Origin of the sequence: Rubrivirga litoralis (genome assembly GCF_031846415.1) — a bacterium.
GTDB lineage: Bacteria > Bacteroidota > Rhodothermia > Rhodothermales > Rubricoccaceae > Rubrivirga > Rubrivirga litoralis.
The window spans coordinates 304,287-329,448 of record NZ_JAVRHT010000001.1 but is presented as its reverse complement, the minus strand read 5'-3'; the positions used below and the strand labels follow the sequence as shown (position 1 = coordinate 329,448).

Here is a 25,162-nt window from a genome sequence, read left to right as displayed (position 1 = left end):
TCTGTGATCCCGTGCCACCGCCCCGCCCCGATTCCGCCCCGCCCGCCGCTAGCTTGCCGCCTCGCCCGAAGAGAAGAGGGGCAGAGAAGAAGAGGCCAGAAGACGCCCCTCCTCTTCTCTTCTCCTCCTCCCCGCCCCGCCCCGCCCCGCCCATGCTCGACCGCATCCGCGCCCTGGCCGACGACGGCTTCGACGAGACCGTCCGCCTGCGGCGGCAGATCCACCGGCGGCCCGAGTTGGCGTACGAGGAGCACGAGACGGCGGCGCTCGTGGCCGCCACGCTCCGCGAGATCGGGATCGAGCCCACGACCGGCGTCGCGCGGACCGGCGTCGTGGCCCACGTCGAGGGCGGGCGCCCCGGGCCGACCGTCGCGCTCCGGGCCGACATCGACGCGCTGCCCATCCAGGAGGCGACCGGGCTCGACTTCGCGAGCGAGGTCGACGGCCGGATGCACGCCTGCGGCCACGACGCGCACACGGCCTCGCTGCTCGGCGCCGCCCGCGTCCTCCACGCCGTCCGCGCCGACCTCGCCGGGGCGGTCCGCCTGATCTTCCAGCCCAGCGAGGAGAAGATCCCGGGCGGGGCGGTGGCGATGATCGAGGCCGGCGTGCTGGACGCGACGGGCGACCACCCCGCCCCGGCGCAGATTTTTGGGCAGCACGTGTTCCCGTCGCTCCCGGCCGGCATGCTGGGCGTCCGCCCGGGGCCGTTCATGGCGTCGGCGGACGAGGTCTACATCACGATCCGCGGGCGGGGCGGCCATGCGGCGGCGCCGCACGAGCTGGTCGACCCGGTCCTGGTGCAGGCCCACGTGCTGACGGCGCTCCAGGCCGTCGTCTCGCGGCACCGGCCGCCGGGCGTCCCGTCGCTCCTGTCGTTCGGGCGCGTCGAGGCCGACGGCGCGACGAACGTCGTACCCGACGCGGTCCGCCTTGTCGGCACGTTCCGGTCGATGGACGAGGCGTGGCGGTTCGAGGCCCACGAGCACGTCCGCCGGATCGCCGCGCACACGGCCGAGGCGTTCGGGGCGACGGCCGAGACCGAGATTTTGGTGGGCTACCCCGCCCTCGTCAACGACGACGCGGCGGCGGCGGCGGTCCGCGCGGCGGCGGTCGACTACGTGGGCGAGGCGTGCGTCGAGGACCTCCCGATGTGGTACGCCTCCGAAGACTTCGCCTCCTACACGCAGCGCGTGCCCGGCGCCTTCTACGTACTGGGCGTGGGGAACGAGGCGGCCGGCATCACGCACGGGCTCCACACGCCGCGGATGACGGTCGACGAGGAGGCGCTGCGCCTCGGGCCGGGGTTCATGGCCTACCTCGCGTGGCGCGCCCTGGAGTCGGGGGGGGCGTAAGCCGAGGGGCCGGCCGGTCGGCGGGAACCGCGCGGGCGGCTTCGGCGGCGCCACGGAGTTCGTCGCGGGCGGGGCGGTGGGCACCCGCTCCCGCCTGCAGGGCGGAGCCGGATCTCGACGTGGCCGTCCCACGAAACCACGCAGACCGCCGTGCACGGCGGCGACCAGTGTGAGCCGAGGTCGTCTGCTCCGCCCCGAGAGGCGGGGCTGCCCGCCGGAGCCAACACAGACAGCGAGGGGGCCGGTATCCCACCACAGACTCCGGCCCCCTGCTGCCAAAAGGAGGCGACCTGTGCGGGGCCACAACCTCCGAAACGGCCTCAAGAGTACCGTTCCTTTTTTCTAGTACGGGGTCCGGCGACAGATTCCGTCACGCCGCTCAACTTTTTTTTGCCCGCACGCCAGACGCCCGGCGCCGCGGCGCTCGGGAGCCGCGAGATGAGGACGCGGCGGAGGACGCCGCCCCGCCCCCCGCGCCGGCGGGCGGGGTGGTACGATGCCGGGGCCGCCCCGCCCCCGCTCGCCGCCCCGCCCAAAACGTTGCCCATGATCGACGCGCTCCCTCCGTTTCCCGGCCTCTCCGACGACGGCCTCCAGTTCCTCCGCGAGCTCCGCGAGCACAACGACCGCGAGTGGTTCGCCCCGCGGAAGGCGACGTACGAGGACGAGGTCCGCGAGCCGATGCGGATGCTGGCGGCCGACCTCAGCCGGCGGCTCCCGGAGCGAGGCCTCCCGCTCGGCGGCGCTCCCAAAAAGTCCGTGTTCAGGATCTACCGCGACGTCCGGTTTTCGCGCGACAAGTCGCCGTACAAGACGCACGCGTCGCTGGCGCTCGGGCGGGGCGGCGACCGGAAGGCGCCGGGCGCGCTCTACGTCCAGGTCGCGCCCGGGGCGAGCCTCGTCGGCGGCGGGTTCTGGCGGCCCGAGCGTAGGCTCCTCCGCCGGTGGCGCGAGCGGATGGTGGCCGAGCCCGACGCGTTCCTCGACATCGCCGACGACCTGCGCGCGGCCGGCCTCCGCTTCCAGGCGACGGGCGACACCTCCAAAGGAGACGGCGCAGCCAACCTGCTCAAGCGGATGCCGCGCGGGTTCCAGGAGTGGGCCGACTCGCCGGTCGCCGACTACCTGCGGTGGAAGGGCGGGTTCGCCGCCTTCCGCGACGACGTCCCCGACGCCGTCGTGCAGACGCCGGCCTTCGCCGACCTGGCCGTCGAGACGGCCGAGGCGCTCCGCCCGCTCCTCGAATACGGCTGGGCGCTCGTGGACGAGGCGCCGGGCGCCTGACCGCCCCGCCCGAGCCCCGCGGGCGGGGCGGCGAACCGCGGGGCGGGGCGGGGCGTGTAGCGCCGCCGCCCCCGCCGCTCCCCGTGCTTGCCCGCTCCACCCCGCCCCCGACTCCGCTCCAGGTCCTCGACGCCCGGCCGGCGACGGTCGGCGGCCTCGCCGCCACGCGCTACCGGCTCTACCGCGAGCACGCGCTGACCGGCGACGCCGACGTGGACCGCGCGTTCTCGACGTTCGACGCGCTCGTCGTCGCGCCGCCGGGCCGGGACGACGCGCCAGCAGTCACGGTCCTCAACGGGATCACGAAGGGGATGGACCGGAGCGCGCCGGCCGCGGTCGCGCTCGTGCGCGCGGGCCTGGGCGCCGTCCTGTTCGACACGCCGCTCGGCGGTGCGCGCCAGCTGGTCTCGTCGGGGCACGCGGGCGCCGACCTCGCCGAGTTGGGCCGGCGCGGCATCGCGCTCGACCTCCCGTTCACGGAGCGCCTGTTCGACGGCGTCGCCGCCGACGTCCCGGCCGTCCTTGGCTTGGCCGACCGCGAGCACGGGCTGGGGCGGGGCGGTCGGCAGGCGCTGTTCGGCGTCAGCTTCGGCTGCCTCCTCTCGGCGACGGCGTTCGCGCGCGACGGCGTGGGCGCGCGCTTTTTCGGGGCCATCGGCCACCCCGACCTGCCGGCGATGGCGCGCGGCCTGCTCGACGGGTTCGCCCGGTTCTCGGGCCTCCCGGCGGCGGTCGTCGCGGGCGGGCTCCGCCTGGGGCCGGTTGCCGAGGCCGCCGCGCGCCGCATGGGCGGCGAGCCGGCCGTCGGCGCGCTCCGCCTGGCCCGCCTGCTCCAGACGCTCGGGCGGGGCGGGAAGGCCGCCGCCGCTGTCGACCCGCTCGCGTGGGCGGGGCGGGTGACCGCGGACCGCCCCGCGTTCTTCCTCGCCGGCGAGGCCGACCCGGTCGCCCCGCCCGCGGACGTCCGCGCCTCGGCGGCGGCGTTCGCGCGGGCCGAGGTCGAGGTGCTCCCGGCGCTCGGGCACGGCTGGTACCCGGGCGCCCGCCCCGCCGGCGCGCTCTCGTTCGAGCGGGCGTGCGGGGCGTGGCTCGTCCGCCACCTGGCGGACTGGGCGGAGTAGAGGCGCCGCCCCGCCCGCCGCGCAGGGGGCGGGGCGGGGATCTCCTGACCGCGCGCGGCCGGGGGACGACCGCGCGGCGCGGGCGTAGGTCCGGGACGCACCCGCCCCGCCCATGCCCACGCTCCCCGCCCACGCCTTCCGCCGCGCCGACGAGTCGCCGGACGAGCAGTTCTACCAGCACCCGCGCCTCGTCACGCACATCGACGCCGGCGCCGTCGCGGCCGTCACCGACCTCTACCGCGCGCACGTCCCCGAGGGCGGGGCGGTCCTCGACCTCATGTCGAGCTGGGTGAGCCACCTCCCGCCGGAGGCGACGTACGCGCGCGTGGCCGGGCTGGGGATGAACGCCGAGGAGCTGGAGGCGAACCCGCGCCTGAGCGAGTGGGCGGTCCAGGACCTCAACGCCCGCCCCGCCCTCCCGTACGCCGACGGCGCGTTCGACGCCGCGCTCTGCTGCGTGTCGGTGCAGTACCTCACGCGGCCCGTCGAGGTGTTCGCGGACGTCGCCCGCGTGCTCCGGCCGGGCGCTCCGTTCGTGGTCACGTTCTCGAACCGCTGCTTCCCGACCAAGGCCGTGCTCGCGTGGCGGTCGCTGGACGACGCCGGCCACGCGGCGCTCGTCTCGTCCTACGTCGACGAGGCCGGCGGCTTCGACGCGCCCGAGACCACGGTCCACCGCCCCGCCCACGGCGACCCGCTGATCGGGGTCACGGCGCGGCGCGCGGCGTAGCCGGGCCGCCCCGCCCCGACGCACCCTCAGAGTTCGGTACGGCTCGATCTCACCTCGGCGCTCGCGTACCTCGACCGAGTACCCTGTACCTCGTACCCGGTACCCTCCCGCAAGATATGGCGTTGCGCGGGCGGGGTGGCTAGTCGTCCGCCCCCAGCTGCTCGCGGCCCCACTGGAGCAGCTCGCGGAGGTCGTCGTCGGGCTCGGGGAAGTCGTCGTGGAGGTCGCGGAGGGCGACCCGGACGACGGCCGCCGCGGCGGCCCGGCTAAACCACTTGTGGTCGGCGGGGAGCACGTACCATGGGGCGCGGTCCGTGCTCGTGGCTTGGAACGCAGCCTGGTAGGCGTTGAGGAAGGCGTCCCAGTCCTCGCGCTTCTCGACGTCAGCGCGGCTAAAGTCCCACCGCTTCTCGGGCCGCTCGGTCCGCTCGACGAGGCGGCGGCGCTGCTCCTCGTTGGAGACGTGGAAAAAGAGCTTGACGACGCGGATGCCGTTCTCGGTCAGGTAGCGTTCGAAGTCGCGGATCTGGCGGAGCCGGTCGTCCCAGAGCGTCCCGTCCTCGACGCCGGCGGCGACGTCCGGCGGCAGCTTCTGCTCGGCCAGGAACTCCGGCGAGACGCGGTCGGAGACGACGCGGCTGTAGTACGAGCGGTTGAAGACGGCCACCTCGCCGCGGGCGGGGAGGGCGCGGGCGGCCCGCCAGAGGTAGTCGTGGCGCGCCTCCTCCTCGGACATCGACGAGAACGACGTGGCCGTCGTGGCGCCGGGGTCGAACGCGCCCATCACGTGGTGGACGGCCTCGTCCTTGCCGGCGGCGTCCATCCCTTCGAGCACCACGAGGAGCCCGTGCGTGCCGTGGGCTTCGAGCATGAACTGCCGCCGCGCGATCTCGCGCGCGGCCTCCGCGGTCGCCTCACGCGCCGCGTCCTCGTCGTCGAACGGCGCCGTCGCGGACGGGTCGACGTCGGCGAGCCGGTCGTCGGGGCCAAAGCGGAAGGCGGCGGGGTCGAGGGCGGGGTGGTCCATGCCCGTGCAACGCGGGCGGGGTGGCCGGCGCTCCGCCCCGTGCCTTTTTTGGGCGCGGCCTGGGGGGCGCCCGCCGGTGGCGGGTAGTGGAGACGCCGCCCCGCCCGCACTCAGCCGCTTATGCTGCCGCGGGCGGGGCGGTCCTACTTCCGCCGCCTGCTGCGCGAGCCACGCCGGGTGCCGGAAAACAACGGTATGGACAGACTGCATCGCCTTTGCAGCGTCTAGGTCTTCTTCCGCGTAGCGGAGCCAGTCGAGGGCGTCGTGGAGAGTCTGCGTCACGGCGCCTCGCGGGCGTAGACCTCCCGTCCCTCACGGAGCCCGAGGCCGACGATGTGCCACGGAGAGCTCCGCCGCTGGTCGACCTCGTCGGCTGAGGCCACGACCACGTCCTTCGCAACGGGCAAGTCTGCCAGGACACGGCGCAGGGCGACCGTCGCGTCCCGCCGCCGGCCGACGTCTGCGAGCACCACGAGCAGGTCGAGGTCACTCCCGGGCACGGCCTCCCCCGCGCGTACAACCCGAAGACGCCGACGCGGAGCGGGTCCGCTGCCTCGACGATCCGCGCGACGGCCGCCCGGACGTGGGCGGCGCTGGGCGTCGGGAGCGGGGCGGAGGACGAGGCCCTAGGACGAAGGTAGGCCGCCCCGCCCCCGCGTCGATCTCGGGCGGGGCGGACTCACCCCGCCCTCGCCACGGGCGGAGCGGCCTTACTCCGCCGCTCGGCCCTCCTCGATCAACTCGCGGGCGGACTGGAGCGCCGCTGGGCTCACCGACGCGCCGGCCAACAGCTGCGCCACGGCCTCGGCCCGCTCCGCCTCGTCGAGCCGGCGGATGTGCGTCCGCGTGCGGCCGTCGACGACCGTCTTCTCGACCTCGAAGTGGACGTCGCCGAGCGAGGCGATCTGCGGGAGGTGCGTGATCGCGATGATCTGGTGGAACTGGCCCAGCCGGTGCATCGACTCGCCCGCGCGCCGCGCGATCGGCCCCGAGATGCCCGTGTCGATTTCGTCGAACACCAGGATCGGCAGCCGCTCCGACTTCGCGAGCACGGCCTTCAGCGCGAGCATGATGCGAGACACCTCCCCGCCCGAGGCCACCTTGGCGAGGGGCTTGGGGTCCTCGCCCAGGTTCGCCGACAGGTAGAACTCGACGAGGTCGGCCCCGGCCGGGAACGCGACCACGCGGTGCGTCTTGGCCCCGGCGGGGAGGCTCACCCAGCCCGAGTCGTCGTCCTGGAACCCGAACTGGACGGCAAAGCGCGCGTGCGGCATGCCCAGCGTGGCCAGCTCGACGCCGATCGCCTCCTCGATTCGCTCGGCCGTCTCGTGGCGCTTTTGGCTGAGCCGGTAGGCCGCCTTGGAGAGCGTCTCCTGCGCGTCCGCGATCCGACCGTCCAGCCGGGCGATCGCGCCCTCGAAGTCTTTCGCCAGGTCGTACGTCTGCCCGATCTCGGCGCGGTAGGCGAGGACCGCTTCGACCGTCCCGCCGTACTTCCGTTCGAGGTAGTCGAGCTCGCCCAGGCGCTCGCGGATTTCGTCCAGCCGCTCCGGGTTGAACTCGATGCGCGCGTTGTAGTCCTGGAGGAACTGCGTGGCCTCCTTCAGCGCGATCTCCGCCGAGCGCACGTCGGCGAGCGTGTCGTCGAAGGCCGAGTCGATGCGCGCGAGGTCCTGGAGCTGGTTCCGTACGAGCACGGCCCGGTCGTAGAGCGCGTCGTCGGCGTCCGAGATCTGGCCGTAGAGCTCGGCCGTCGCCTCGTACAAGCGCTCAGCGTTCTCGAGGATGCGGCGCTCGGCCTCCAGGTCGTCGGCCTCGCCCTCCTTGAGACCGGCCGCGTCGATCTCCTCGATCTGGAACCCGTAGAGCTCCTTCTGCTTGCGGAGCTCGGCCTCGCGGCGCACGAGGTCGCGGCGCTCCGTGACCAGCTTCGCCGCCGCCCGGTACGCCTTCCGGTACGTCTCCACCAACCCGCCCAGCCCGCCGAAGTTGTCGAGCAGCTCGACGTGCGTCTCGGTCCTGAGCAGCGACTGGTGCTCGTGCTGCCCGTGGAGGTCGATGGTCGACGCCGACACCTCGCGGAGCACGTCGAGCGTGGCCGGCGTGTCGTTGATGAACGCGCGCGAGCCCCGCCCCGACACCTCGCGGCGGACGACCAAGAGCCCGCCTTCGGACGGCTCGATCTCGTGCTCCGCCAGGACCGCCGGCAGCCGGCCCTCGTCGGCGTTGTCGAACACGCCCTCGATGACGGCCTTTTTCGCCCCGCCCCGCACGGCCTCCGTCGAGGCGCGGTCGCCCAGGAGCAGCTTCATGGCCCCGAGCAGGATCGACTTGCCCGCGCCCGTCTCGCCCGTGATGATGTTGAGCCCGCTGTCGAACTCGACCTCGAGCTCCTCGATGAGGGCGTAGTCGCGGATGTAGAGCGAGCGGAGCATCGCGGGGACAAGGGACTGTGGGGACTGGAGACTGAGGGCGGGGCGGGACCCAGGGCGCGAGCACCGACACCACCCCGGGCGCCACCGACCGCCCCGCCCACGTTACTCAGTATGACGGGGAGGCCGGCCACCAAACGAACGGCGGGACCGCAGACCACCCCGCCCCCGCGTACGCGGGCGGGGTGGCGGATTGGGCGGGGCGGGCCTTTCCCTGGTCCCTCACTCCCAGTCCCCAGTCCCGGCGCGGCTAGCCGCGCCCGTGGCAGTGCTTGTACTTCTTGCCGGAGCCGCAGTAGCACGGCTCGTTCCGGCCCACCGTCTTCTCGGCCACGACCGGGGCCGCCTTGGCCGTCGGGTCGCGCTCGGCCGACGAGGCGCCGTCGCCGCCGGCGGTCGCCGCCAGGGGCGGGGCGGCCTCCTGCTGCGCCGTCGCGCGCCGCGCGTCGAGGCGCGGCTTGGCGACTTGCGTCACGCGGCGGGCCGCTTGGCGCTGGCTGTCGCCCTGGACGAGCGGGCCGGCCTTGAACACGAGCCCCACGACCTCCTCGTCGACCGTCTGCACGAGCTCCTTGAAGAGGCGATACGCCTCCATCTTGTACTCGATGAGCGGGTCCTTCTGGCCGTACGCCCGCAGCCCGACGCCCTCCTTGACCTCGTCGAGGTCGCGGAGGTGCTCGGTCCACTTTTCGTCGATGACCGACAGGACGGCCGCGCGCTCCAGGGCGTCGTTGATCTCCTGGCCCTCGGACTCGATCACGGCGTCGGGCGTGACGGTCGCGCGGAGCACCTTCCGGCCGTCCGTAAAGTCGACGTAGAGCTTCGACGGGCGCTTGTCCTCCTCGGCCGCGTCCATCATCTGCTGAGCGCTCTGGAAGAACGGCCGCGCGAGCGCCGCCCGCTTCCGGCGGTAGTGCGACGTGGCCTCGTCGAGGATGCGTTCGACGAGCCCGTCGGCGCCCAGGGTCGACGCCGTCATCGGGTCGATCTCGAAGTCGAACGCGAGGTGCCGCAGGAGCCCCTCGCGGATCTCCTCCAGGTCGCCGTTCCCGAAGTGCTCGCCGACGATCTTCTCGACCAGCCCGCGGAGCATCTCCAGGATGTCGCCGCGGAGGCGATCGCCTTCGAGCGCGTTCATGCGGCGGTCGTAGATCACCTCGCGCTGCGCGTTGAGCACGTCGTCGTATTCGAGCTGGCGCTTGCGGCTGGCGAAGTGGTTCTGCTCGACCTTGGCCTGCGAGCGCGCGACGCCCTTCGTGAGCCACTTGTGCGTGAGGACCTCGTCCTCCTCCATGCCCAGCCGGTCCATGATCTTGGCCGTCCGGTCGTGGCCGAAGAGGCGCATGAGGTCGTCTTCGAGCGACACGTAGAACTGGCTAAAGCCCGGGTCGCCCTGCCGCCCCGCCCGGCCGCGCAGCTGGAGGTCGATGCGGCGGCTGTCGTGGCGCTCCGTCCCCAGGATGGCCAACCCGCCCAGCTCCTTGACGCCCTCGCCGAGCTTGATGTCCGTGCCCCGCCCCGCCATGTTCGTGGCGATCGTGACGGCGCCCTTCTGACCGGCCTCGGCCACGATCTGGGACTCGGCCTGCGCGCGGGACGCCTTGGCGTTGAGCACGTTGTGCTTGATCCCCGCGCGCTGGAGGAGCCGCGCGACCTGCTCCGACGCCTCGACCGACGCCGTGCCGACCAAGATGGGCTGGCCCGTCGCGTGGATCTCCTCGATCCGGTCGAGGAGCGCCTTGTACTTGGCCCGCTTCGACTTGTAGATGAGGTCGTCGTCGTCGGCCCGCGCGATGGGCCGGTTGGTCGGGACGACCACGACGGGGAGGCTGTAGATCTTGCCGAACTCCTCGGCCTCGGTCTCGGCCGTGCCGGTCATGCCGGCGAGCTTCGAGTAGAGGCGGAAGTAGTTCTGGATCGTGATCGTCGCGTACGTCTGCGTCGCCGCCTGGACCTTGACGCGCTCCTTGGCCTCAATCGCCTGGTGGAGCCCGTCGGAGTAGCGGCGGCCCGGGAGCACGCGGCCCGTGTGCTCGTCGACGATCATCACCTTGTCGTCCTGGACGATGTACTCCTTGTCGCGCTCGTAGAGCGTGTAGCCGCGGAGGAGCTGGTTGACGGCGTGGATGCGCTCGGACTTTTCGGCGTACTCGGTGTACACCTTCCGCTTGGACTCCTCGGCCTCGTTGCGGAGCTCGCGGAGGTCGTTGTCCAGCTTGTTCTGGCGCTTCTCCTCGTCCAGCGAGTCGTCCTCGCGGAGCGACTCGACGAGGTCGGCCTTTTTGTCGTCGTAGGTCCGCTCGATCTGGGCGATCTCCTCGCCCACGTCGGGGATGACGAAAAAGTCGGCGTCGGTCCCGGCGGCCTGCCCGACGGTCTCGCGGCCGCGGTCGGTCATCTCGATCTGGTGCTGGGACTCGACGAGCGAGAAGTACAGCGGCTCGTCGACCTCGGGCATCCGCTTGCCCGAGTCGGCGAGGTAGACCGACTCGACGCTGCGGATCATCATCTCGACGCCCGGCTCGCCCTTGAGCTTGATGAGCTTCGGGTTGCGGGGGTAGCCGCGCTGGGCGCGGAGGAGGTCGAGGCCGGCGTCGTCGCGGAGCGCGGCGGCTTCCTTTTTGTTGCCGGCCGCCTCGGCCTCGTCGGCCGCCTTCAGCTTGCGCTCGGCGTCGGAGACGTAGCCGGCGACGAGCTTCTGCTGCGCGCGGATGAGCCGCTCGACCGGCGGCTGGAACTCCTTGTACTCGTCGACATCGCTCTGGGGGACCGGCCCGGAGATGATGAGCGGCGTCCGCGCCTCGTCGATGAGGACGGAGTCGACCTCATCGACAATGGCGTAGTGGTGGCCGCGCTGGACGAGCTGGTTCGCGTCGACGACGAACGAGTTGTCGCGGAGGTAGTCGAACCCGAACTCGTTGTTGGTCCCATAGGTGATGTCGGCGCGGTAGGCGGCGCGGCGGCCGGGGCTGTGCGACGGGTGCTTGTCGATGCAGTCGACGGTCAGGCCGTGGAAGGCGAAGACCGGCCCCATCCACTCGGCGTCGCGCTGGGCGAGGTACGGGTTGACGGTGACGACGTGGACGCCGCGGCCGACGAGCGCGTTGAGGTAGAGCGGGGCGACCGACGTGAGCGTCTTGCCCTCGCCCGTCTTCATCTCGGCGACCGAGCCCTGGTGGAGGACCGCCCCGCCCAGGAGCTGGACGTCGAACGGGACCATCTGCCACTCGACCTCGGCGCCGCCGGCCTCCCAGGTCTTGCCCACGAACCGCCGGCACGTCTCCTTGATGACGGCAAAGGCCTCGGCCAGGATGTCGTCGAGCACGTCCTCGACGGCGTCGAGCCACTCGCCTTCGAGGTCGTCGAGGCGGGCGTAGAGGTCCTGCCGCTCGCGGACGGAGAGGCCTGTGGGCACCGCCTGCCCGTCGCCGCCGACGGCGTCGTCGTCCTCTCCGGCGGCCAGGAGCCGGGCGCGGACCTCGGCCTGCTCGGCCTCGATGGGCGCGCCGGCCTCGGCGATCTGCGCCTTGAACCCCGCCGTCTTCGCCTTCAGCTCGTCGTCGCTCAGCGACTCGAGCCCCTCGGCGATCTCGTTGATCTCGTCGACGAGCGGGAAGAGCTTTTTGAGCTCGCGCTCGTTGGAGTCTCCGAACAGCTTTTTGAGGGCGGCGAGCATGGGGCGGGGCGGTCTGGGGGAGGACGGCGAAGCTACGCGTCGGAGCGGACCCGGAGGGCGGGGCGGCGGGCGGAACCGGTGTGGGACGGGGTGCCCGGGCGGCCGTTCCGCGGTCTCCGTGCGTTCTTGGGCCGGAGGGCGTGCCGCAACGGCGGGCGCTGCACGAGGTAACGCGGGAGGCTTGCCGTCTCGTCACCCTTCGACACGGCTTCGCACGCCCGGGCCGCCCCGCGCGGCGATCGCGCCCGCGCGCGGGCGCCGATGTGCCCTGGCCGGCGGGGCGGGGCGGCGTAGCTTCGGGCACGCCCGCCGCCCCGCGCCTAGTCGCCCCTTCGAGACGGTTCCGCACGACGCTCCTCCGCCCCGCCCGCCCGGGCCGGGGCCTGCTCCAGCCCGCATGCGCCCGTTCCGTCTGCTCGCGTGCGCCGCCCTCGCGGTGGCGCTTGCCGCCCCGCCCTCGGCGGCCCAGTCGCGCCGGGAGACCGGGTTCGGGGTCGCCCGCCTGGACGCGTCGACGCGGGCGGCGGCGCTCGCCGGCGCCGGCGCGCTGCCGGGCGACGATCCGACGGCCTTGTTCTACAACCCGTCCCTCCTCTCGTCGGAGATGGACGGCGCGGTCGCGCTCTCGTACGCGAACCTCGTGCTCGACGTGGGGAGCGGGGCGGCCGTCTACGCCCGCGACGTGAGGGGCGTGAGCGGGGCGGTCGGCGTCCGGTTCGTGTCGTACGGCGAGTTCGACCGGGCCACGGGCGGGGAGGTCGATGGCGACGAGGGGACGTTCGGGGCCAGCGAGGCGGCTGTGACCGTGTCGGCCGCGCGCGAGGTGCTCCCGGCCTTCCGCGTCGGCGCGACCGTCCACGCCCTGTTCTCGTCGGTCGACGACGCCGACGCGCGGGCGCTGGCCGCCGACGTGGGCGTGTCGCTCGCGGTCCCTGGGCAGGCCCTCACGCTGGGCGCGAGCCTCCACCACGCCGGCGTCGTGCTGTCATCGCTGGGCGAGTCCCGCGACCGGCTCCCGCTCGACCTCCGCCTGACGGCGGTGAAGCGGCTCCAGTACGTCCCGCTCACGGTCTCGCTGGCGCTCACCGACCTCCAGGCGTTCGAGGGGCCGGCGCCGGGCGACTCGTCGTTCGTGGGACGCGCGCTCGACCACGTCGCGCTGGGCGGCGAGCTGGCGCTGGGGTCGACGCTCAAGGCCCGGGTGGGCTACAACGGCCGCCGGGCCGGCGACCTCGACGCGGGCGGGCGCCTGGACCTGGCGGGCCTGAGCCTGGGCGCCGGCCTCACGCTGCGCCGTGTGACGGTCGACTATGCCTACGTCGGGTGGAGCCGGTTCGGCGGCCTCCACCAGTTCGGGGTCAGGACGCGGCTGTAGGGCGGCCCGCCCCGCCCGTGGGCATGGGGAGCCAGGGGTTAGCTTCGGGTCCGCCTGCCCGCCCCGCCCGTGCCTGCCTCCAGCCCGACCCCGAAGCAACGAGCGCGCCGCGTCGTCGAAGAGCTCCCCGACGACGCGACGTACGAGGACGTGATCGCGCGGCTCATCGTCGTCCACAAGGTGGAGCGCGGGCTGACGCAGGCCCGGGGCGGGGTGGGGCTGCAGTCGCAGGAAGAGGTAGAAGCAGAGTTCGCACGCCGCCGGGCGGCGCGTTGACCCGTGGCCGACGTCGTCTGGACTCCGCAGGCGCGGGCGGACCTTGCCGCCGTCGAAGACTATTACGTCGAGGTGGCGCCCGCCTACGCCGACATCGTCGTAGACGGCCTGCTCGGCTCCGTCCGCCGCCTCGCGACGTTCCCACTCTCTGGCCGCTCCGTCCCTGAGATCGCCGACCCCGCGATTCGGGAGGTCGTCTGGAGAGAGTACCGGGTGATCTACTGGGCAGATGAGGCGCACGTCGAGGTGCTTACCGTCCTCCACACGTCTCAGCAGTTTGGAGCGGCCTAGCCCCATGAAGGCGATCTGTTCGCGCTGCGGCGTGTGACCACTGACTACGTCGGGTGGAGCCGGTTCGGCGGCCTTCATCGGCGTGCGGACGCGGCTGTAGGGCACGGGCCGGGGCGCCGCCGCGTTCTTCCCCACCCCGCCCGTACAGGTCTGATCCGCCCGCCATGAGCACGCTCCGCCCCGCCCTCGCCGTCCTCGTGTTCCTGTCGCTGGGCGGGGCGGGGTGCGCGGCCGCCCAGGAGGCCGCCCCGCCCGTTCAGTCCCAGGACGCGCGCGCTGAGGCCGACTCGCTCCGGCTCGCGCTCGGCGAGCGCGCTGAGCGCGAAGGCGAGACGGTCGCGTTCGAGGCGCTCGTCGAGGACAGCCGGTGCCCCGAGGGCGTCCAGTGCATCTGGGCGGGGCGGGTCCAGGTCCGCCTGACGGTGGGCGGCGAGCCGGTCGTGCTCACGCTCCCAGCACGAGAGGAGGGCGAACAGGAGGCGGTCGAGCGGGGCGGCGTCCGGGTCGCCCTCGTCGGGCTGGAGGGCGGGGCGGAGGCGCCCGAGGTGGTCCTGGTGACGGGGCCGGCGGACGGCTAGCCACCCCGCCCGCGGCGGTTCTACGAGCGGCGGGGGCTCCCGAACAGCGAGGCGACCTCGACGGCGAACCCGTCGAGCAGCGCCGACGCCGCCCGCCCCGTGGCGCCGAGGTCGGCGTGCGTCCGGTAGCGGCCGTCTTCGCGGGCGAGCACCGCGACCGTTTTGCGCTCGGGGTCCACGATCCAGTACTCGGACACGCCGCGAGCCTCGTAGACGTCGCGCTTGAGCGTGAGGTCGTAGTACGCGGTCGACGGCGAGAGCACCTCCGCCACGAGGTCCGGCGCCCCGCTCAGGCCCTCCCGCGTCACGATCCCGTCGCGCGCGTGGGAGACGAACACGAGGTCCGGCTGAACGACGAGCGAGTCCGACAGCGTCACGTCGAGGGGGACACGAGCACTTCGCCGAGGCCGTGCTCCTCCACGAAACGCGATAGAGCTACGTGGAGGCGCGCAACGACGCGCTGGTGCAGGAAGAGCGGGGCGGGCGACACAAGGACCTCTCCGTCGAAAAACTGCGCGAGCGTCCCCTCCGGCAGCGCGTGGAAGTCGGCCAACGACTGGCCGCGGAGCCACGTCACCGTCTCCTGCGAAACGGCCGGCGAGTCGAGCGAGATGGGGAGCGGGGCGGGCATGGTCGCGGGGGCGGAAAGGGAGCATACGGGCGCGCGCTCCGCGGGCTCCACCCCGCCCGCGCAGAGCCGCGCTACTCCGTCTCCGGCTCGCGCGTGAGCAACCCCTGCTTGCGGAACGAGATCATCGTCGTCTCGAGCGTCCCGTGCCGCATCCGCCGGCGGACCTCCTCGACCGGCATCCCGTCGTTGAGCCAGATGAGCGCGGCCGTGTGCGTGAGGCTGTGCGGGCTCACGCCACGCCGCTTGAGCTTGGCGGAGCGGAGATGGCCGTTGATGCGGCCCCGGACCGACCGCGTGTTGAGCCGGGTCCCCTCGCTCCGGTGCCCGTGGCTGACGAAGAGCGGGGCCGAGGGCGGGGCGGACCGCGCCTGGAGGTACACGTCGAGCGGGCCGAGGGCGGAGTCATCCAGCGGGACGCGGGCGTCCTTCGACGTCCGCCCCTTGCCCTGGACCCGGATCACGGTCCCCATCAGCGTCCGGTCGAGGTCGTCCACGTCGGCGCGGACGAGTTCGATCTCGCTCAGGCCGCCGTACACCATGAGCGCCATGATGGCCCGGTCGCGGCGGCCGATGAGCGTGGCCTCGGGGACGGCCTCGAACAGGGCCTCGACCTCGTCGGCGCGCAGGACGGCGCGGCTGTGGGACTCCGGCCGGCGGTTCCCCTTCACGCCGCGCGCTGGGTTTTCGGCCAGGTCGCCGCGGGCGACGAGGTAGTCGCAGAACCGGCGGATCGCGGTGAGGTACGTCGAGACGGACACCTGGCTCAGCTCGCGCTCTTCCATGAGGTACGCCTTGTACGCCTCGACGTCGGCCTCGACGAACCGGAACCGGCTCGACGGCCGCCCCGCCCGGGCCGCGTGGTACCGCTCGAACTCGTTGAGCGTGCGGCGGTAGGTCCCCCGCGTCTGCTCGCTCTTGTCCTTGAGGTATTCGGTGACGAACCCGTCGAGGCGCTCCTCGAGCTGGACGACGGAGAGGCGGAGGGGCGGGGCGGGGTCGGCCACGGTTTTTTGTTGTGGATAACGGCTATCGGAAGGTAGACCGCCCCGCCCTGCCCGGCAAGGGGCCGCGCGCCGGGGCCGCCCCGCCCAGGCGCTCGGGGCGGGGCGGCGGCGGGGGCGGGGCGGCGCCTGAGCGGCCGGTGGGCGGACCCACCGTTCGGGCCGGAGGCGCGCGCACGGGGGAGCCGCGGGCTCGGCGCGCGGTACCGACCGCCCCGCCCGCATCGGCGGCCGTCCCGTCGCCTCCACCCTACGCCCGGTCTTTCCCATGCCGTCCTCCCTCGCCCCCGGAGCCACCTTCCCCGACTACGTCCTCCCGGATCAAACCAAGACGCCGCGCCGGCTCTCCGACCTCCAGAGCGGCGACCCGATGGTGGTCACGCTCATCCGCGGCTTTTTCTGCCCCAAAGACCGCGTCCAGCTCCAGGGGCTGTCCGCGTTCTACAAGCAGCTCGTCGTGGGCACCACGCGGCTCGTCACGATCACGACCGACGACTGGCACACGACGAACAACCTCCGCCAGCAGCTCGACGCCCACTGGCCGTTCCTCTACGACGAGGACCGGACCGTCCAGCAGGACCTCGACATCAAGGAGTACACCGACACCGAGCACGACGTGATGATTCCGCACACGGTCGTGCTCCGGCCCGACCTCGAAATCCACCGCGTGTACAACGGGTACTACTACTGGGGCCGGCCCTCGACGGCGGAGCTCCACCAGGACCTCCGCGAGATCACCCGATCGATCCGTCCCGACTGGGACCTCACGCAGCCCGCGCTCCGCGAGGCGTGGGAGGCCGGCGACAAAGGCCCGTTCTACCCGTACGGGCAGAAGTCGATGGAGCGCGTGATGCAGGAGATGGCCGGGGCCGTCGACCAGTACGCCGGGAGCGCCGACGGCGACTGACGGAGCGCCGCCCCGCCCGCGCCCCAGAGTGGGCGGGGCGGGGCGGACTGACTGCGGCTCGGGCCGCTAGAGCAGCGTCGAGTCCGGGCCGATGGCCTCGAGCTGGGCGCGGTACGCCGCGAGGAAGCTGGCCGCCATCGCCCCGTCGATGATCCGGTGGTCGTAGGACAGCGAGACGTACATCATCTGGCGGATCGCGATCACGTCCTGGCCGTCCACCTCGATCACGACCGGGCGCTTGACGATGGCCCCGGGCGACAGGATGGCCGACTGCGGCTGGTTGATGATCGGCGTCCCCATAAGGCTCCCCAAAGAGCCCACATTCGTGACCGTGAACGTGCCGCCCTGGAGCTCGTCGGGCTGGAGCTTTTTCGTGCGCGCGCGCTCAGCGAGGTCGGAGACGGTGTGGGCGAGGCCGGTCAGGTTCTGCTGGCCCGCGTTGCGGATCACCGGGACGAGCAGGCCCTTCGTGCCGACGGCCACCGCCACGCCGACGTTGAAGTCCTTTTTGACCAGGATGCGCGTGCCCTCGACCGACGAGTTCAGGAGCGGGTGGTCGCGGAGCGGCTCGATGGCCGCCTCGACGAAGTAGGGCGTGTAGGTGAGCTTGATGCCCTCGCGCTCCTGGAACGCCGCCTTGTGCGCCTCGCGGTGCTGGACGAGGCCGGTCACGTCGACCTCGGAGAAGCTCGTGACGTGGGCGCTCGTGTCCTTCGACCGCCGCATGTGGTCGGCGATGAGCTGCCGCATCCGGTTCATCTCGATCACCTCGACGCGGTCGCCCGTCTCGGCCGAGGCCTCGGCCGCCTGGGCGCGCGTGCGCGGCGCGGCCGGCGCCTGGCGCGCGGCCGGGCGGGGCGGGGCGGCCTGGGCCGCGGAGGTCTCGGGTCCCGACCCCTCGGCGTTGTAGCTCTTGGGCTGCGGCGTCTCGGCGGGCTGGCCCGCCCCGCCCCGCGACTCGAGAAAGCCCATGACGTCGGCCTTGGTCACGCGGCCCTCCTGGCCGGAGCCCGTGATCGACTGGAGCTCGGAGAGCGAGAGCCCCTCGGTCTCGGCGATCGAGCGGACGAGCGGGGAGTAAAAGTTGCCCGCGTCGTCGCGGCGGGGGATCGGGCCGCCGTCGCCGGCCGTGGCGCGGGCGGCGGCCTCGGCGCCACGCTCCTCGCGGACGGCCGGGGCGGCGGCGGCCGTGGCCTCGTTGGGGGCGCTGCTGTAGCTCTTCTCGTACGGCTCCGGCACGTCCGAGGCGCCGTCGCCCGAGGCGCCCGCCCCGCCCCCGCCGCCCGACGCCGCGGCGCCCGAGCCGATCACGGCGATGGGCGTGCCCACGTCGACCGTGTCTCCCTCCTGGACGAGGATCTCGAGGAGCGTCCCGGCCTCGGGGCTGGGCACCTCGGAGTCGACCTTGTCGGTCGAGATCTCGAGGAGCGTCTCGTCCTGCTCGACCGTGTCGCCGACCGCCTTCTTCCACTCCAGCACCGTCCCTTCCATTACGCTCTCGCCCATCTTGGGCATGACCACCTCGGTCCGCGCGCCGCCGCCGGCTGCACCGCCCGAGGCCGCCCCGCCCGAGCCGCCCGGTGCGGGCGGGGTGGCGTCGCCGCCGCCACCGTCGACGGGCCGCACGATGGGGGCGGCGGGCTTGGCCTCGGGCTCCACGGCCGGGTCTTCGCCGACCGGGTGCGTCTCGTCGTACGGCTCGGCGGCCTCCTCGACCGCCGAGTCCTCGGCGGGCGGGACGGCGTCGGAGCCGCCGCCGAGGTCGGCGTTCACGTCCGTCTCGATCACGGCGATGGGCGTGCCCACCTCGACCGTGTCGTTCTCCTGAACGAGGATCTCGGCGATGCGCCCGGCCTCGGGGCTGGGCACCTCGGAGTCGACCTTGTCGGTCGAGATCTCGAGGAGCGTCTCGTCCTGCTCGACCGTGTCGCCGACCGCCTTCTTCCACTCCAGCACCGTCCCTTCCATTACGCTCTCGCCCATCTTGGGCATCACAACATCGACTCGGGCCATGGAAGGGGGGCGCAGGCGCGCGGCTTAAAGAGGGGGCGGGGCGGGAAGGTACGGGAGCCATACGCGGCCCCGCCCGGTAGCGCTCCCGGAGCCCGCACGAAAAAGCCACCGCCCCGCCCGCGCCGGCTCCGGGCGCGCGGAAAGGCTCGGGCGGGGCGGGACGGGGCGAGTCCCGAGCAGGGCGGGGCGGCCGCGATAGATTGCCGCCGCCCCGCCCCGCCGCCCATGATCCGCCCGCTCCTCGCCGCCCTCGTCTTCGTCGGCGCCGGCTGCGCCACCACGCAGACCGCCCCGCCCGAGGCGACGCGGCCTGAGCGCCCGCCCGCGGCCGACGTGCCCGAGACGACCGGCGGCGCGGCCGCCACGCCGCTCCCGCTCGACCCGGCCGTCCGCACGGGCCGGCTCGCGAACGGGCTGACGTACTACGTCCGCGAAAACCGCGAGCCCCGCGACCGCGCCGAGCTCCGGCTCGTCGTCGACGCCGGGAGCGTGCTCGAAGACGAGGACCAGCGCGGGCTGGCCCACCTGCTGGAGCACATGGCGTTCAACGGGACCGAGGCGTTCCCCGAGCAGGAGCTCGTCCGCTACCTCGAGTCGACGGGTATGCAGTTCGGGCCGGACGTCAACGCCTACACGTCGTTCGACGAGACGGTCTATATGCTCCAGGTCCCGACCGACTCGGCGGACACGTTCGAGACCGGCCTCGAGGTGCTCCGCGAGTGGGCCGGCAGCGTGACGATCACGCCCGAGGAGGTGGCCAAGGAGAAAGGCGTCGTGCTCGAAGAGCTCCGGCTCGGGCGGGGCGCCGGCGGGCGCGTCCGCGACGTCCAGTTCCCGGTCATCTTCCAGGGCTCGCGCTACGCCGAGCGGCTCCCGATCGGGGACGAGGAGACGCTGCAGGCGGCCACGGCCGAGCGCCTCCGCGACTTCTACGACGACTACTACCGGCCGGACCTCATGGCCGTCGTCGTCGTGGGCGACGTCGACGCCGACCGCGTAGCCGGGATGATTGAGGACCAGTTCGGCGACCTCGACACCCCCGCCGACGCCCCGCCCCGCCCGAGCTTCAGCGTGCCCGGCCACGACGAGACGCTCGTCGTGATCGCCACCGACCCCGAGCTCCCGCAGGGGCAGGTCCAGGTCCTCCTCAAGCGCGAGCCCGAGACGACGCGGACCGAGGCCGACTACCGGCGGTCGGTCGTCGTGAGCCTGTTCAACGCCATGCTCAACGCGCGCCTGGGCGAGCTCCGCCAGAGCGCCGACCCGCCGTTCGCGTTCGCCGGGGCCAGCCTGGGCGGCGGCCTCCGCACGGTCGACTTCGCCTCGTTCTTCGCGGTCGCGCCCGGCGCGGGCGCCCTCCGTGCCCTCGAAGCGCTCCTCACCGAAGCCGAGCGGGTCCGCCGGTTCGGGTTTACCGAGGGCGAGCTCGAACGGGCCAAGGCCGAGGTCCTCAACGGGCTCGACCGGGCGCTCGCCGAGCGCGACCAGACGCCGAGCCGCGCCTACGCCAGCGCCCTCGTGGACTACGACCTCGAAGGCGCCCCGGCGCTGGGCGTCGACGACCGCAACCGGCTCACGCGCAGGGTCCTCCCCGGCGTCACGCTCGACGAGGTGACGGCCCTCGCCAGCGAGCTCCTGGAAGAGGAGAACCGCGTCGTCGCGCTCGCCCTGCCCGAGACCGAGGGCGGGGCGGCGCCGACCGAGGCCGAGGTCCGCGCGACGCTCGCCGCCGTCGAGGCCGCTGACCTCGCGCCCTACGACGACGCCGTCGCCGCCGGCCCGCTCGTGCCCACCCCGCCCTCGCCGGGGCGCGTGGTCGAGGCCGACGACCTGGGCAACGGCGTCACGCGGTGGACGCTCTCGAACGGCGTCCGCGTGCTCCTCAAGCCGACCGACTTCCAGAACGACGAGGTCCTGATCTCGGCGACCAGCCCGGGCGGCACGTCGCTGTTCAGTCTCGACACGTACCGCGCGACCCAGTTCGCCGCGGCCGTCGTCGGGTCGAGCGGGGCGGGCACGTTCTCGGCGCCGGAGCTGCAGAAAAAGCTGGCCGGCCAAACCGTATCGGTCCTCCCCACGCTTTCGGAGCGCGAGGAGGGGATCCGCGGGCAGGCCTCGCCGGACGACCTCGAAACCGCGCTCCAGCTCGTCTACCTCACCATGACCGCGCCGCGCCGCGACGAGGACGCCTTCGGCTCGACGCTGGGCCAGATCCGCACCTTCCTCGACAACGCGGCCGCGACGCCGCAGAAGGCGTTCTCGGACACGCTCAACGTCACGCTCACCGGCGACCACCCGCGCCGCCAGCCGCTCACGCTGGCGGCCCTCGACGCCGCCGACCTCGACGCGTCGGTCGCGGCGGTGCGCGAGCGCTTCGCCGACGCCGACGACTTTACGTTCTCGCTCGTCGGCGCCTTCGAGCCCTCCGAGGTCCAGCCGCTCGTCGAGACCTGGCTCGGCGGGCTCCCGACGCTCCCGCGCACCGACGTCCCGCAGGACGTCCTAGTCGACCGGCCCGACGGCGTCGTCCGCAAGACGGTGTACCGGGGCGTCGAGCCGCAGGCACGCGTCCAGGTCGTGTTCCACGGCCTGCTCAACGCCTACTCGGACGAGGCCAAGGCCGAGTTGGAGGCGCTCGCCCAGATCCTCGAGACCACGCTCCGCGAGACGCTCCGCGAAGACCTCGGCGGGACGTACAGCGTCCGCGTCCAGGGCGGGGCGGACCGCGAGCCGCGCCCCGAGTACACGGTCTCGCTGGGCTTCGGCGCCGACCCCGCCCGCGTCGACGAGCTGGTCGACGCCGTGTTCGCCGACATCGCAGCGCTCAAGGCCGACGGCCCCGAGGACCGGCTCGTCCAGAACGTCCGCGAGGGCGCCCGGCGCGAGCAGCAAACGGCGCTCCGCCAGAACGGCTACTGGCTGTCGGTGCTGGGCCAGGTGGCCCGCTACGGCCTCCCGGTCGACGAGGTCCTGGCCCGCCCCGCCCTCCTGGAGGCGACGACCGAGGCGACGGTGCAGGAGGCGACGCGGCGCTATCTCGACACGGACCGCTACGTGCAGGTCGTCCTGCTCCCGGAGATCCTGGGAGACGGCGGAGCCACGGCCGAGTAACCGCCCCGCCCCGCTCGCACGTCGCGGGCGGGGCGGTCCGATGACGCCCGCCCCGGACCTATTCGGAGAAGGCTCTGGATCCGCCCCGCCCGCGGCGGGGTGGGAACGGTGGCCACCCCGCCCTCGGCGGGGCGGAAACAGCGACCGCCCCGCCCTCGGCGGGGCGGGGCGGCGCGTCGGTTACAGGTCCGAGTCGGCCGTCCCCACGCTCTCGGCCGGCGGGAGCGGGTCGACGTCGGCGGGCGGGGCGGGGAGCGAGACCTCCTCGATCTCGAGCACGTCGACCTCGTCGACCACGTCCACGTCGCCGACGATGAGCGGGGCGATGACGAGGGCGACGACCGAGATGAGCTTGACGAGGATGTTCAGGCTCGGCCCCGACGTGTCCTTGAGCGGGTCGCCGACGGTGTCGCCCACGACGGCCGCCTTGTGGACGTCCGAGCCCTTCCCGTAGGTCTGGCCGTCGAACGTGACGCCGCCCTCGATCCGCTTTTTGGCGTTGTCCCACGCCCCGCCCGCGTTCGACTGGAAGATGGCCATGAGCACGCCGGTCACGGTCACGCCGACGAGCAGGCCGCCCAAGACCGTCGGGTCGTAGAACCCGACGGCGACCGGGACCGCTACGGCGAGCACGCCCGGGAGGATCATCTCGCGGAGCGCCGCCTGCGTCGAGATGTCGACGCACCGGGCGTGATCGGCCTTGGCCGTCCCCTCGCGGAGCCCGGGGATCTCGGCAAACTGCCGGCCGACCTCCTTGATCATGTCGCCGGCCGCGCGCCCCACGGCGTTCATGGCCATCGCCGAGAACACGAACGGGAGCATGCCGCCGACGAGCACGCCGGCCAGGATGCGCGGGTCGGCTACGTTGATCGCGTCGAGCCCGGTCTGCTGCATGTAGGCGGCGAAGAGCGCGAGCGCGGTGAGCGCCGCCGACCCGATCGCGAACCCCTTCCCGATCGCCGCCGTCGTGTTGCCGACCGCGTCGAGCAGGTCGGTCCGCTCGCGGACCTCGGGCGGGAGCTCGGCCATCTCGGCGATGCCGCCGGCGTTGTCCGAGATCGGCCCGTAGGCGTCGACGGCCAGCTGGATGCCCGTCACGCTCAGCATCCCCAGCGCCGCGATCGCGATCCCGTAGAGCCCGGCCGTCGAGAACGCGCCGACGATCGCCAGGGCCAGGATGAGCGTCGGGATGCCCGTCGAGTACATGCCCACGCCCAGCCCGGCGATGATGTTGGTGGCCGCGCCCGTTACCGACGCCCGCGCGATCCCGGTCACCGGCGACGTGTGGGTGGCCGTGTAGAACTCGGTCACGAGCCCGATCGCGACGCCGGCCGCGAGCCCGATCCAGACGGCAAAGACGATCCCCCACGCCGAGTACACGAACGTCCCCACGATCGGGGTCGACGCCGTGAACTCGGCCGGGATCATCCACAGGATGATGAGCGTGGCGAGCGCGGCCATGACGGCAGCCGCCCCGAACTCGCCCAGGTTGAGCGCCCGCTGCGGGTTGCCCCCCTCCCTCACCTTGACGAAAAAGGACCCGAGGATCGAGACGACGATGCCGACGGCCGCCAGGACCAGCGGGAGGAGCACGGCCCCCAGCTCCAACCCGCCCGCATCGACGAGCGCGCCGGCGAACGCGGCCCCGAGCACCATGGCTCCCACGATGGAACCCACGTAGGACTCGAAAAGGTCGGCGCCCATGCCGGCCACGTCGCCCACGTTGTCGCCCACGTTGTCGGCGATCGTGGCCGGGTTGCGCGGGTCGTCCTCCGGGATCCCCTCGTAGACCTTGCCCGCAAGGTCGGCGCCGACGTCGGCGGCCTTGGTGTAGATGCCGCCGCCGACGCGCGCGAAGAGCGCGATCGAGGAGGCCCCGAGCGAGAACCCGGCCAGCACGTTGAGCACGCGCGTAACCTCGAGCGGCTGGAGCACGCCGTCGTCCCCGTCGAAGGCGCCGGTGTAGAAGATGAACAGGAGCCCGAGCCCGAGCAGCCCCAGCCCGACGACCGAGAGGCCCATGACCAAGCCGCCCGAGAAGGCCACGTTGAGCGCCTCGCCCAGCGACGTCCGCGCCGCGTTCGTCGTGCGGACGTTGGCCTTGGTCGCCACGCGCATCCCGAAAAAGCCCGCGAGCCCCGAGCACAGCGCGCCGACCACGAACGAGAGCGCGATGAGCGGGCTGGAGTCGGCCCGGCCCAGGTTGGCCAGGAGCAGGAGCGCGGCCACGACGACCACGAACACGGCCAGCACGCGGTACTCGCGGCGGAGGAAGGCGGCGGCGCCCTCCTGGATGTCGTGGGCGATCTCGGCCATCCGCTCCGTCCCGACGGGCTGCGCCGTGACCCACCGGGTGCGGAGAAAGGCGTAGCCGAGCGCGAGGAGGCCGGAGACGGGGACGAGCCAGGCGAGCAGGTCTTCGTTCATGGGAGCGGGTGTGGGTGAGGAGGCACCCACCCCGCCCTCCGGGGCGCGAGCGGGGCGGGCTAGCGGCCGTTGAACTGGTTCATGGCCGCCGCGAGGCCGTCGTGCGCGAACGCGAGCGCGGCCTCGGCGGCGAGGTCGAGCGCGGCGTCGGCCGCCGCGCGCTCGCCGTCGTCGAACGGCGCGAGGACGTAGTCGACCTGGCCGCCGGGGGGGAAACTATCTCCCAGCCCGATTCGGAGGCGGGGGAATTCCGCAGTTCCTAAAGCGTCGATCACGCTCTGCACACCGTTGTGCCCCCCGGCCGACCCCTTCCCGCGCAGCCGGACCTGCCCGAGCGGGAGCGCGAGGTCGTCGTAGACCAGGAGCACGTCGGCGGCGTCGAGCCCGTAGCGGTCGAGGAGCGCGGCATAAGCCGCCCCGCTCCGGTTCATGAACGTGAGCGGCTTGGCGAGCGCGAGCCCGTGCCCGCGGTAGAGCCCCTCGCCGACGACCGACCGCCCCGCCCGGCCTCCGACCTCAGCGTCGAGGGCGATCCCCGCCGCGTCCGCCGCGCGCTCGATGGCCTCGAAGCCGGCGTTGTGCCGCGTGCCGACGTAGTCCGGCCCCGGGTTGCCCAGGCCGACGAGGAGGCGGCGCACGTCCACCCCGCCCGCGTCGGGCGCGCCCCCGTCGGGCGGGGCGGGGCGGGAACCGAGGAGACGCGAGAGCCAGGACATGGGCGGGGTGGGAACGGTGTGCGGTCGGAGACAAGCGGACCCACGCCGCCCTCGGCGGCGGGGCCGTAAGGACGCCTCAGGTGGTGCCCGCAGGCGGGCGGGGTGGCAGCGTACGACCGCCCCGCCCCGGGAGCCCGCGGCGGGCGGGGCGGAAACGCGACGGGCGCCCACGGCGAACCGGGGCGCCCGTCGCAGGCAGAATCGGGAGACC

Annotated in this window: 20 protein-coding genes; 10 read left to right on the top strand and 10 right to left on the bottom strand. The window is 73.3% G+C overall.

All coding sequences use genetic code 11. The features are described from left to right. Positions 1–152 precede the first annotated feature (152 nt). The 4 genes from RM540_RS01370 (at position 153) to RM540_RS01355 (ending at position 4,490) form a co-directional block, all read left to right on the top strand. A complete protein-coding gene (locus RM540_RS01370; RefSeq protein ID WP_311661445.1) occupies positions 153–1,355 on the top strand; it encodes a M20 metallopeptidase family protein in 1,203 nt (400 codons plus the stop codon). 390 nt (positions 1,356–1,745) lie between these two features. Beyond that, positions 1,746–2,639 carry a DUF2461 domain-containing protein gene (locus tag RM540_RS01365; protein WP_311661442.1) on the top strand — a complete coding sequence of 298 codons (894 nt, stop codon included), beginning with the start codon at positions 1,746–1,748 and terminating at the stop codon, positions 2,637–2,639. An 83-nt stretch (positions 2,640–2,722) separates the two neighbouring features. Next, a complete protein-coding gene (locus RM540_RS01360) occupies positions 2,723–3,760 on the top strand; it encodes a hypothetical protein (RefSeq protein WP_311661441.1) in 1,038 nt (345 codons plus the stop codon). A gap of 112 nt (positions 3,761–3,872) precedes the next feature. Further along, complete coding sequence (locus RM540_RS01355; protein WP_311661439.1) at positions 3,873–4,490, top strand: class I SAM-dependent methyltransferase; 618 nt, start codon at positions 3,873–3,875, stop codon at positions 4,488–4,490. 139 nt (positions 4,491–4,629) lie between these two features. On the opposite strand, the gene RM540_RS01350 is transcribed toward RM540_RS01355, so the two are convergent. From RM540_RS01350 to secA, 4 genes are all read right to left on the bottom strand, one after another. After that, complete coding sequence (locus RM540_RS01350) at positions 4,630–5,517, bottom strand: PPK2 family polyphosphate kinase (RefSeq protein ID WP_311661437.1); 888 nt, start codon at positions 5,515–5,517, stop codon at positions 4,630–4,632. 278 nt (positions 5,518–5,795) lie between these two features. Next, a complete protein-coding gene (locus RM540_RS01345; RefSeq protein ID WP_311661436.1) occupies positions 5,796–6,017 on the bottom strand; it encodes a hypothetical protein in 222 nt (73 codons plus the stop codon). A gap of 210 nt (positions 6,018–6,227) precedes the next feature. After that, positions 6,228–7,952 (bottom strand): DNA repair protein RecN, encoded by a 1,725-nt coding sequence (gene recN / locus RM540_RS01340; RefSeq protein WP_311661434.1) that lies wholly within the window; start codon positions 7,950–7,952, stop codon positions 6,228–6,230. Positions 7,953–8,199: 247 nt separating this feature from the next. Next, complete coding sequence (gene secA / locus RM540_RS01335) at positions 8,200–11,625, bottom strand: preprotein translocase subunit SecA (protein ID WP_311661432.1); 3,426 nt, start codon at positions 11,623–11,625, stop codon at positions 8,200–8,202. Positions 11,626–12,022: 397 nt separating this feature from the next. On the opposite strand from secA, the gene RM540_RS01330 reads away from it, so the two are divergent. The 4 genes from RM540_RS01330 to RM540_RS01315 all read left to right on the top strand — a co-directional run bounded on the left by RM540_RS01330 (position 12,023) and on the right by RM540_RS01315 (position 14,145). After that, on the top strand, positions 12,023–13,000 hold the full coding sequence (locus RM540_RS01330) for a PorV/PorQ family protein (RefSeq protein WP_311661431.1): 978 nt from the start codon (positions 12,023–12,025) through the stop codon (positions 12,998–13,000). Positions 13,001–13,069: 69 nt separating this feature from the next. Next, entirely contained in the window at positions 13,070–13,276 is a 207-nt protein-coding gene (locus RM540_RS01325; protein ID WP_311661430.1) for a hypothetical protein, read from the top strand. Positions 13,277–13,279: 3 nt separating this feature from the next. Then, positions 13,280–13,567 (top strand): type II toxin-antitoxin system RelE/ParE family toxin, encoded by a 288-nt coding sequence (locus tag RM540_RS01320; RefSeq protein ID WP_311661429.1) that lies wholly within the window; start codon positions 13,280–13,282, stop codon positions 13,565–13,567. A gap of 164 nt (positions 13,568–13,731) precedes the next feature. Further along, positions 13,732–14,145, top strand: a complete 414-nt coding sequence (locus RM540_RS01315; RefSeq protein ID WP_311661428.1) for a hypothetical protein — start codon at positions 13,732–13,734, stop codon at positions 14,143–14,145. 20 nt (positions 14,146–14,165) lie between these two features. Here RM540_RS01315 and RM540_RS01310 read toward each other — a convergent pair whose 3' ends face one another. The 3 genes from RM540_RS01310 to RM540_RS01300 all read right to left on the bottom strand — a co-directional run bounded on the left by RM540_RS01310 (position 14,166) and on the right by RM540_RS01300 (position 15,780). Then, positions 14,166–14,522: a Uma2 family endonuclease gene (locus tag RM540_RS01310; RefSeq protein WP_311661427.1), complete on the bottom strand. Its 357-nt coding sequence runs from the start codon at positions 14,520–14,522 to the stop codon at positions 14,166–14,168. Further along, positions 14,519–14,776, bottom strand: coding sequence for a hypothetical protein (locus RM540_RS01305; protein ID WP_311661426.1), 258 nt, complete (start codon positions 14,774–14,776; stop codon positions 14,519–14,521). The genes RM540_RS01310 and RM540_RS01305 overlap by 4 nt, the downstream gene beginning before the upstream one ends. Positions 14,777–14,847: 71 nt before the next feature. Further along, positions 14,848–15,780 (bottom strand): tyrosine-type recombinase/integrase, encoded by a 933-nt coding sequence (locus RM540_RS01300; RefSeq protein WP_311661425.1) that lies wholly within the window; start codon positions 15,778–15,780, stop codon positions 14,848–14,850. A 265-nt stretch (positions 15,781–16,045) separates the two neighbouring features. On the opposite strand from RM540_RS01300, the gene RM540_RS01295 reads away from it, so the two are divergent. Further along, positions 16,046–16,684 (top strand): redoxin domain-containing protein, encoded by a 639-nt coding sequence (locus RM540_RS01295; RefSeq protein WP_311661423.1) that lies wholly within the window; start codon positions 16,046–16,048, stop codon positions 16,682–16,684. Positions 16,685–16,750: 66 nt separating this feature from the next. Here the strand turns inward: RM540_RS01295 and sucB are convergent, their stop codons facing one another. Next, entirely contained in the window at positions 16,751–18,697 is a 1,947-nt protein-coding gene (gene sucB / locus RM540_RS01290; protein WP_311661422.1) for a 2-oxoglutarate dehydrogenase, E2 component, dihydrolipoamide succinyltransferase, read from the bottom strand. 225 nt (positions 18,698–18,922) lie between these two features. Here sucB and RM540_RS01285 point away from each other — a divergent pair, with 225 nt between their 5' ends. Continuing rightward, a complete protein-coding gene (locus RM540_RS01285) occupies positions 18,923–21,808 on the top strand; it encodes a M16 family metallopeptidase (RefSeq protein ID WP_311661421.1) in 2,886 nt (961 codons plus the stop codon). A gap of 180 nt (positions 21,809–21,988) precedes the next feature. Here RM540_RS01285 and RM540_RS01280 read toward each other — a convergent pair whose 3' ends face one another. Further along, a complete protein-coding gene (locus RM540_RS01280; protein ID WP_311661419.1) occupies positions 21,989–24,235 on the bottom strand; it encodes a sodium-translocating pyrophosphatase in 2,247 nt (748 codons plus the stop codon). A 59-nt stretch (positions 24,236–24,294) separates the two neighbouring features. Continuing rightward, the gene (gene pth / locus RM540_RS01275; RefSeq protein WP_311661417.1) at positions 24,295–24,951 is read right to left on the bottom strand and encodes an aminoacyl-tRNA hydrolase; all 657 of its coding nucleotides are present in this window, start codon (positions 24,949–24,951) and stop codon (positions 24,295–24,297) included. Positions 24,952–25,162 lie beyond the last annotated feature (211 nt).

Excerpts from the sequence above, each read along its gene's own strand:
- RM540_RS01370 (WP_311661445.1), top strand. The coding sequence starts at position 153 with ATGCTCGACCGCATCCGCGCCCTGGCCGACGACGGCTTCGACGAGACC.
- RM540_RS01355 (WP_311661439.1), top strand. The coding sequence starts at position 3,873 with ATGCCCACGCTCCCCGCCCACGCCTTCCGCCGCGCCGACGAGTCGCCG.
- RM540_RS01350 (WP_311661437.1), bottom strand. The coding sequence starts at position 5,517 with ATGGACCACCCCGCCCTCGACCCCGCCGCCTTCCGCTTTGGCCCCGAC.
- recN (WP_311661434.1), bottom strand. The coding sequence starts at position 7,952 with ATGCTCCGCTCGCTCTACATCCGCGACTACGCCCTCATCGAGGAGCTC.
- secA (WP_311661432.1), bottom strand. The coding sequence starts at position 11,625 with ATGCTCGCCGCCCTCAAAAAGCTGTTCGGAGACTCCAACGAGCGCGAG.
- RM540_RS01330 (WP_311661431.1), top strand. The coding sequence starts at position 12,023 with ATGCGCCCGTTCCGTCTGCTCGCGTGCGCCGCCCTCGCGGTGGCGCTT.
- RM540_RS01315 (WP_311661428.1), top strand. The coding sequence starts at position 13,732 with ATGAGCACGCTCCGCCCCGCCCTCGCCGTCCTCGTGTTCCTGTCGCTG.
- RM540_RS01305 (WP_311661426.1), bottom strand. The coding sequence starts at position 14,776 with ATGCCCGCCCCGCTCCCCATCTCGCTCGACTCGCCGGCCGTTTCGCAG.
- RM540_RS01295 (WP_311661423.1), top strand. The coding sequence starts at position 16,046 with ATGCCGTCCTCCCTCGCCCCCGGAGCCACCTTCCCCGACTACGTCCTC.
- sucB (WP_311661422.1), bottom strand. The coding sequence starts at position 18,697 with ATGGCCCGAGTCGATGTTGTGATGCCCAAGATGGGCGAGAGCGTAATG.
- RM540_RS01285 (WP_311661421.1), top strand. The coding sequence starts at position 18,923 with ATGATCCGCCCGCTCCTCGCCGCCCTCGTCTTCGTCGGCGCCGGCTGC.
- RM540_RS01280 (WP_311661419.1), bottom strand. The coding sequence starts at position 24,235 with ATGAACGAAGACCTGCTCGCCTGGCTCGTCCCCGTCTCCGGCCTCCTC.
- pth (WP_311661417.1), bottom strand. The coding sequence starts at position 24,951 with ATGTCCTGGCTCTCGCGTCTCCTCGGTTCCCGCCCCGCCCCGCCCGAC.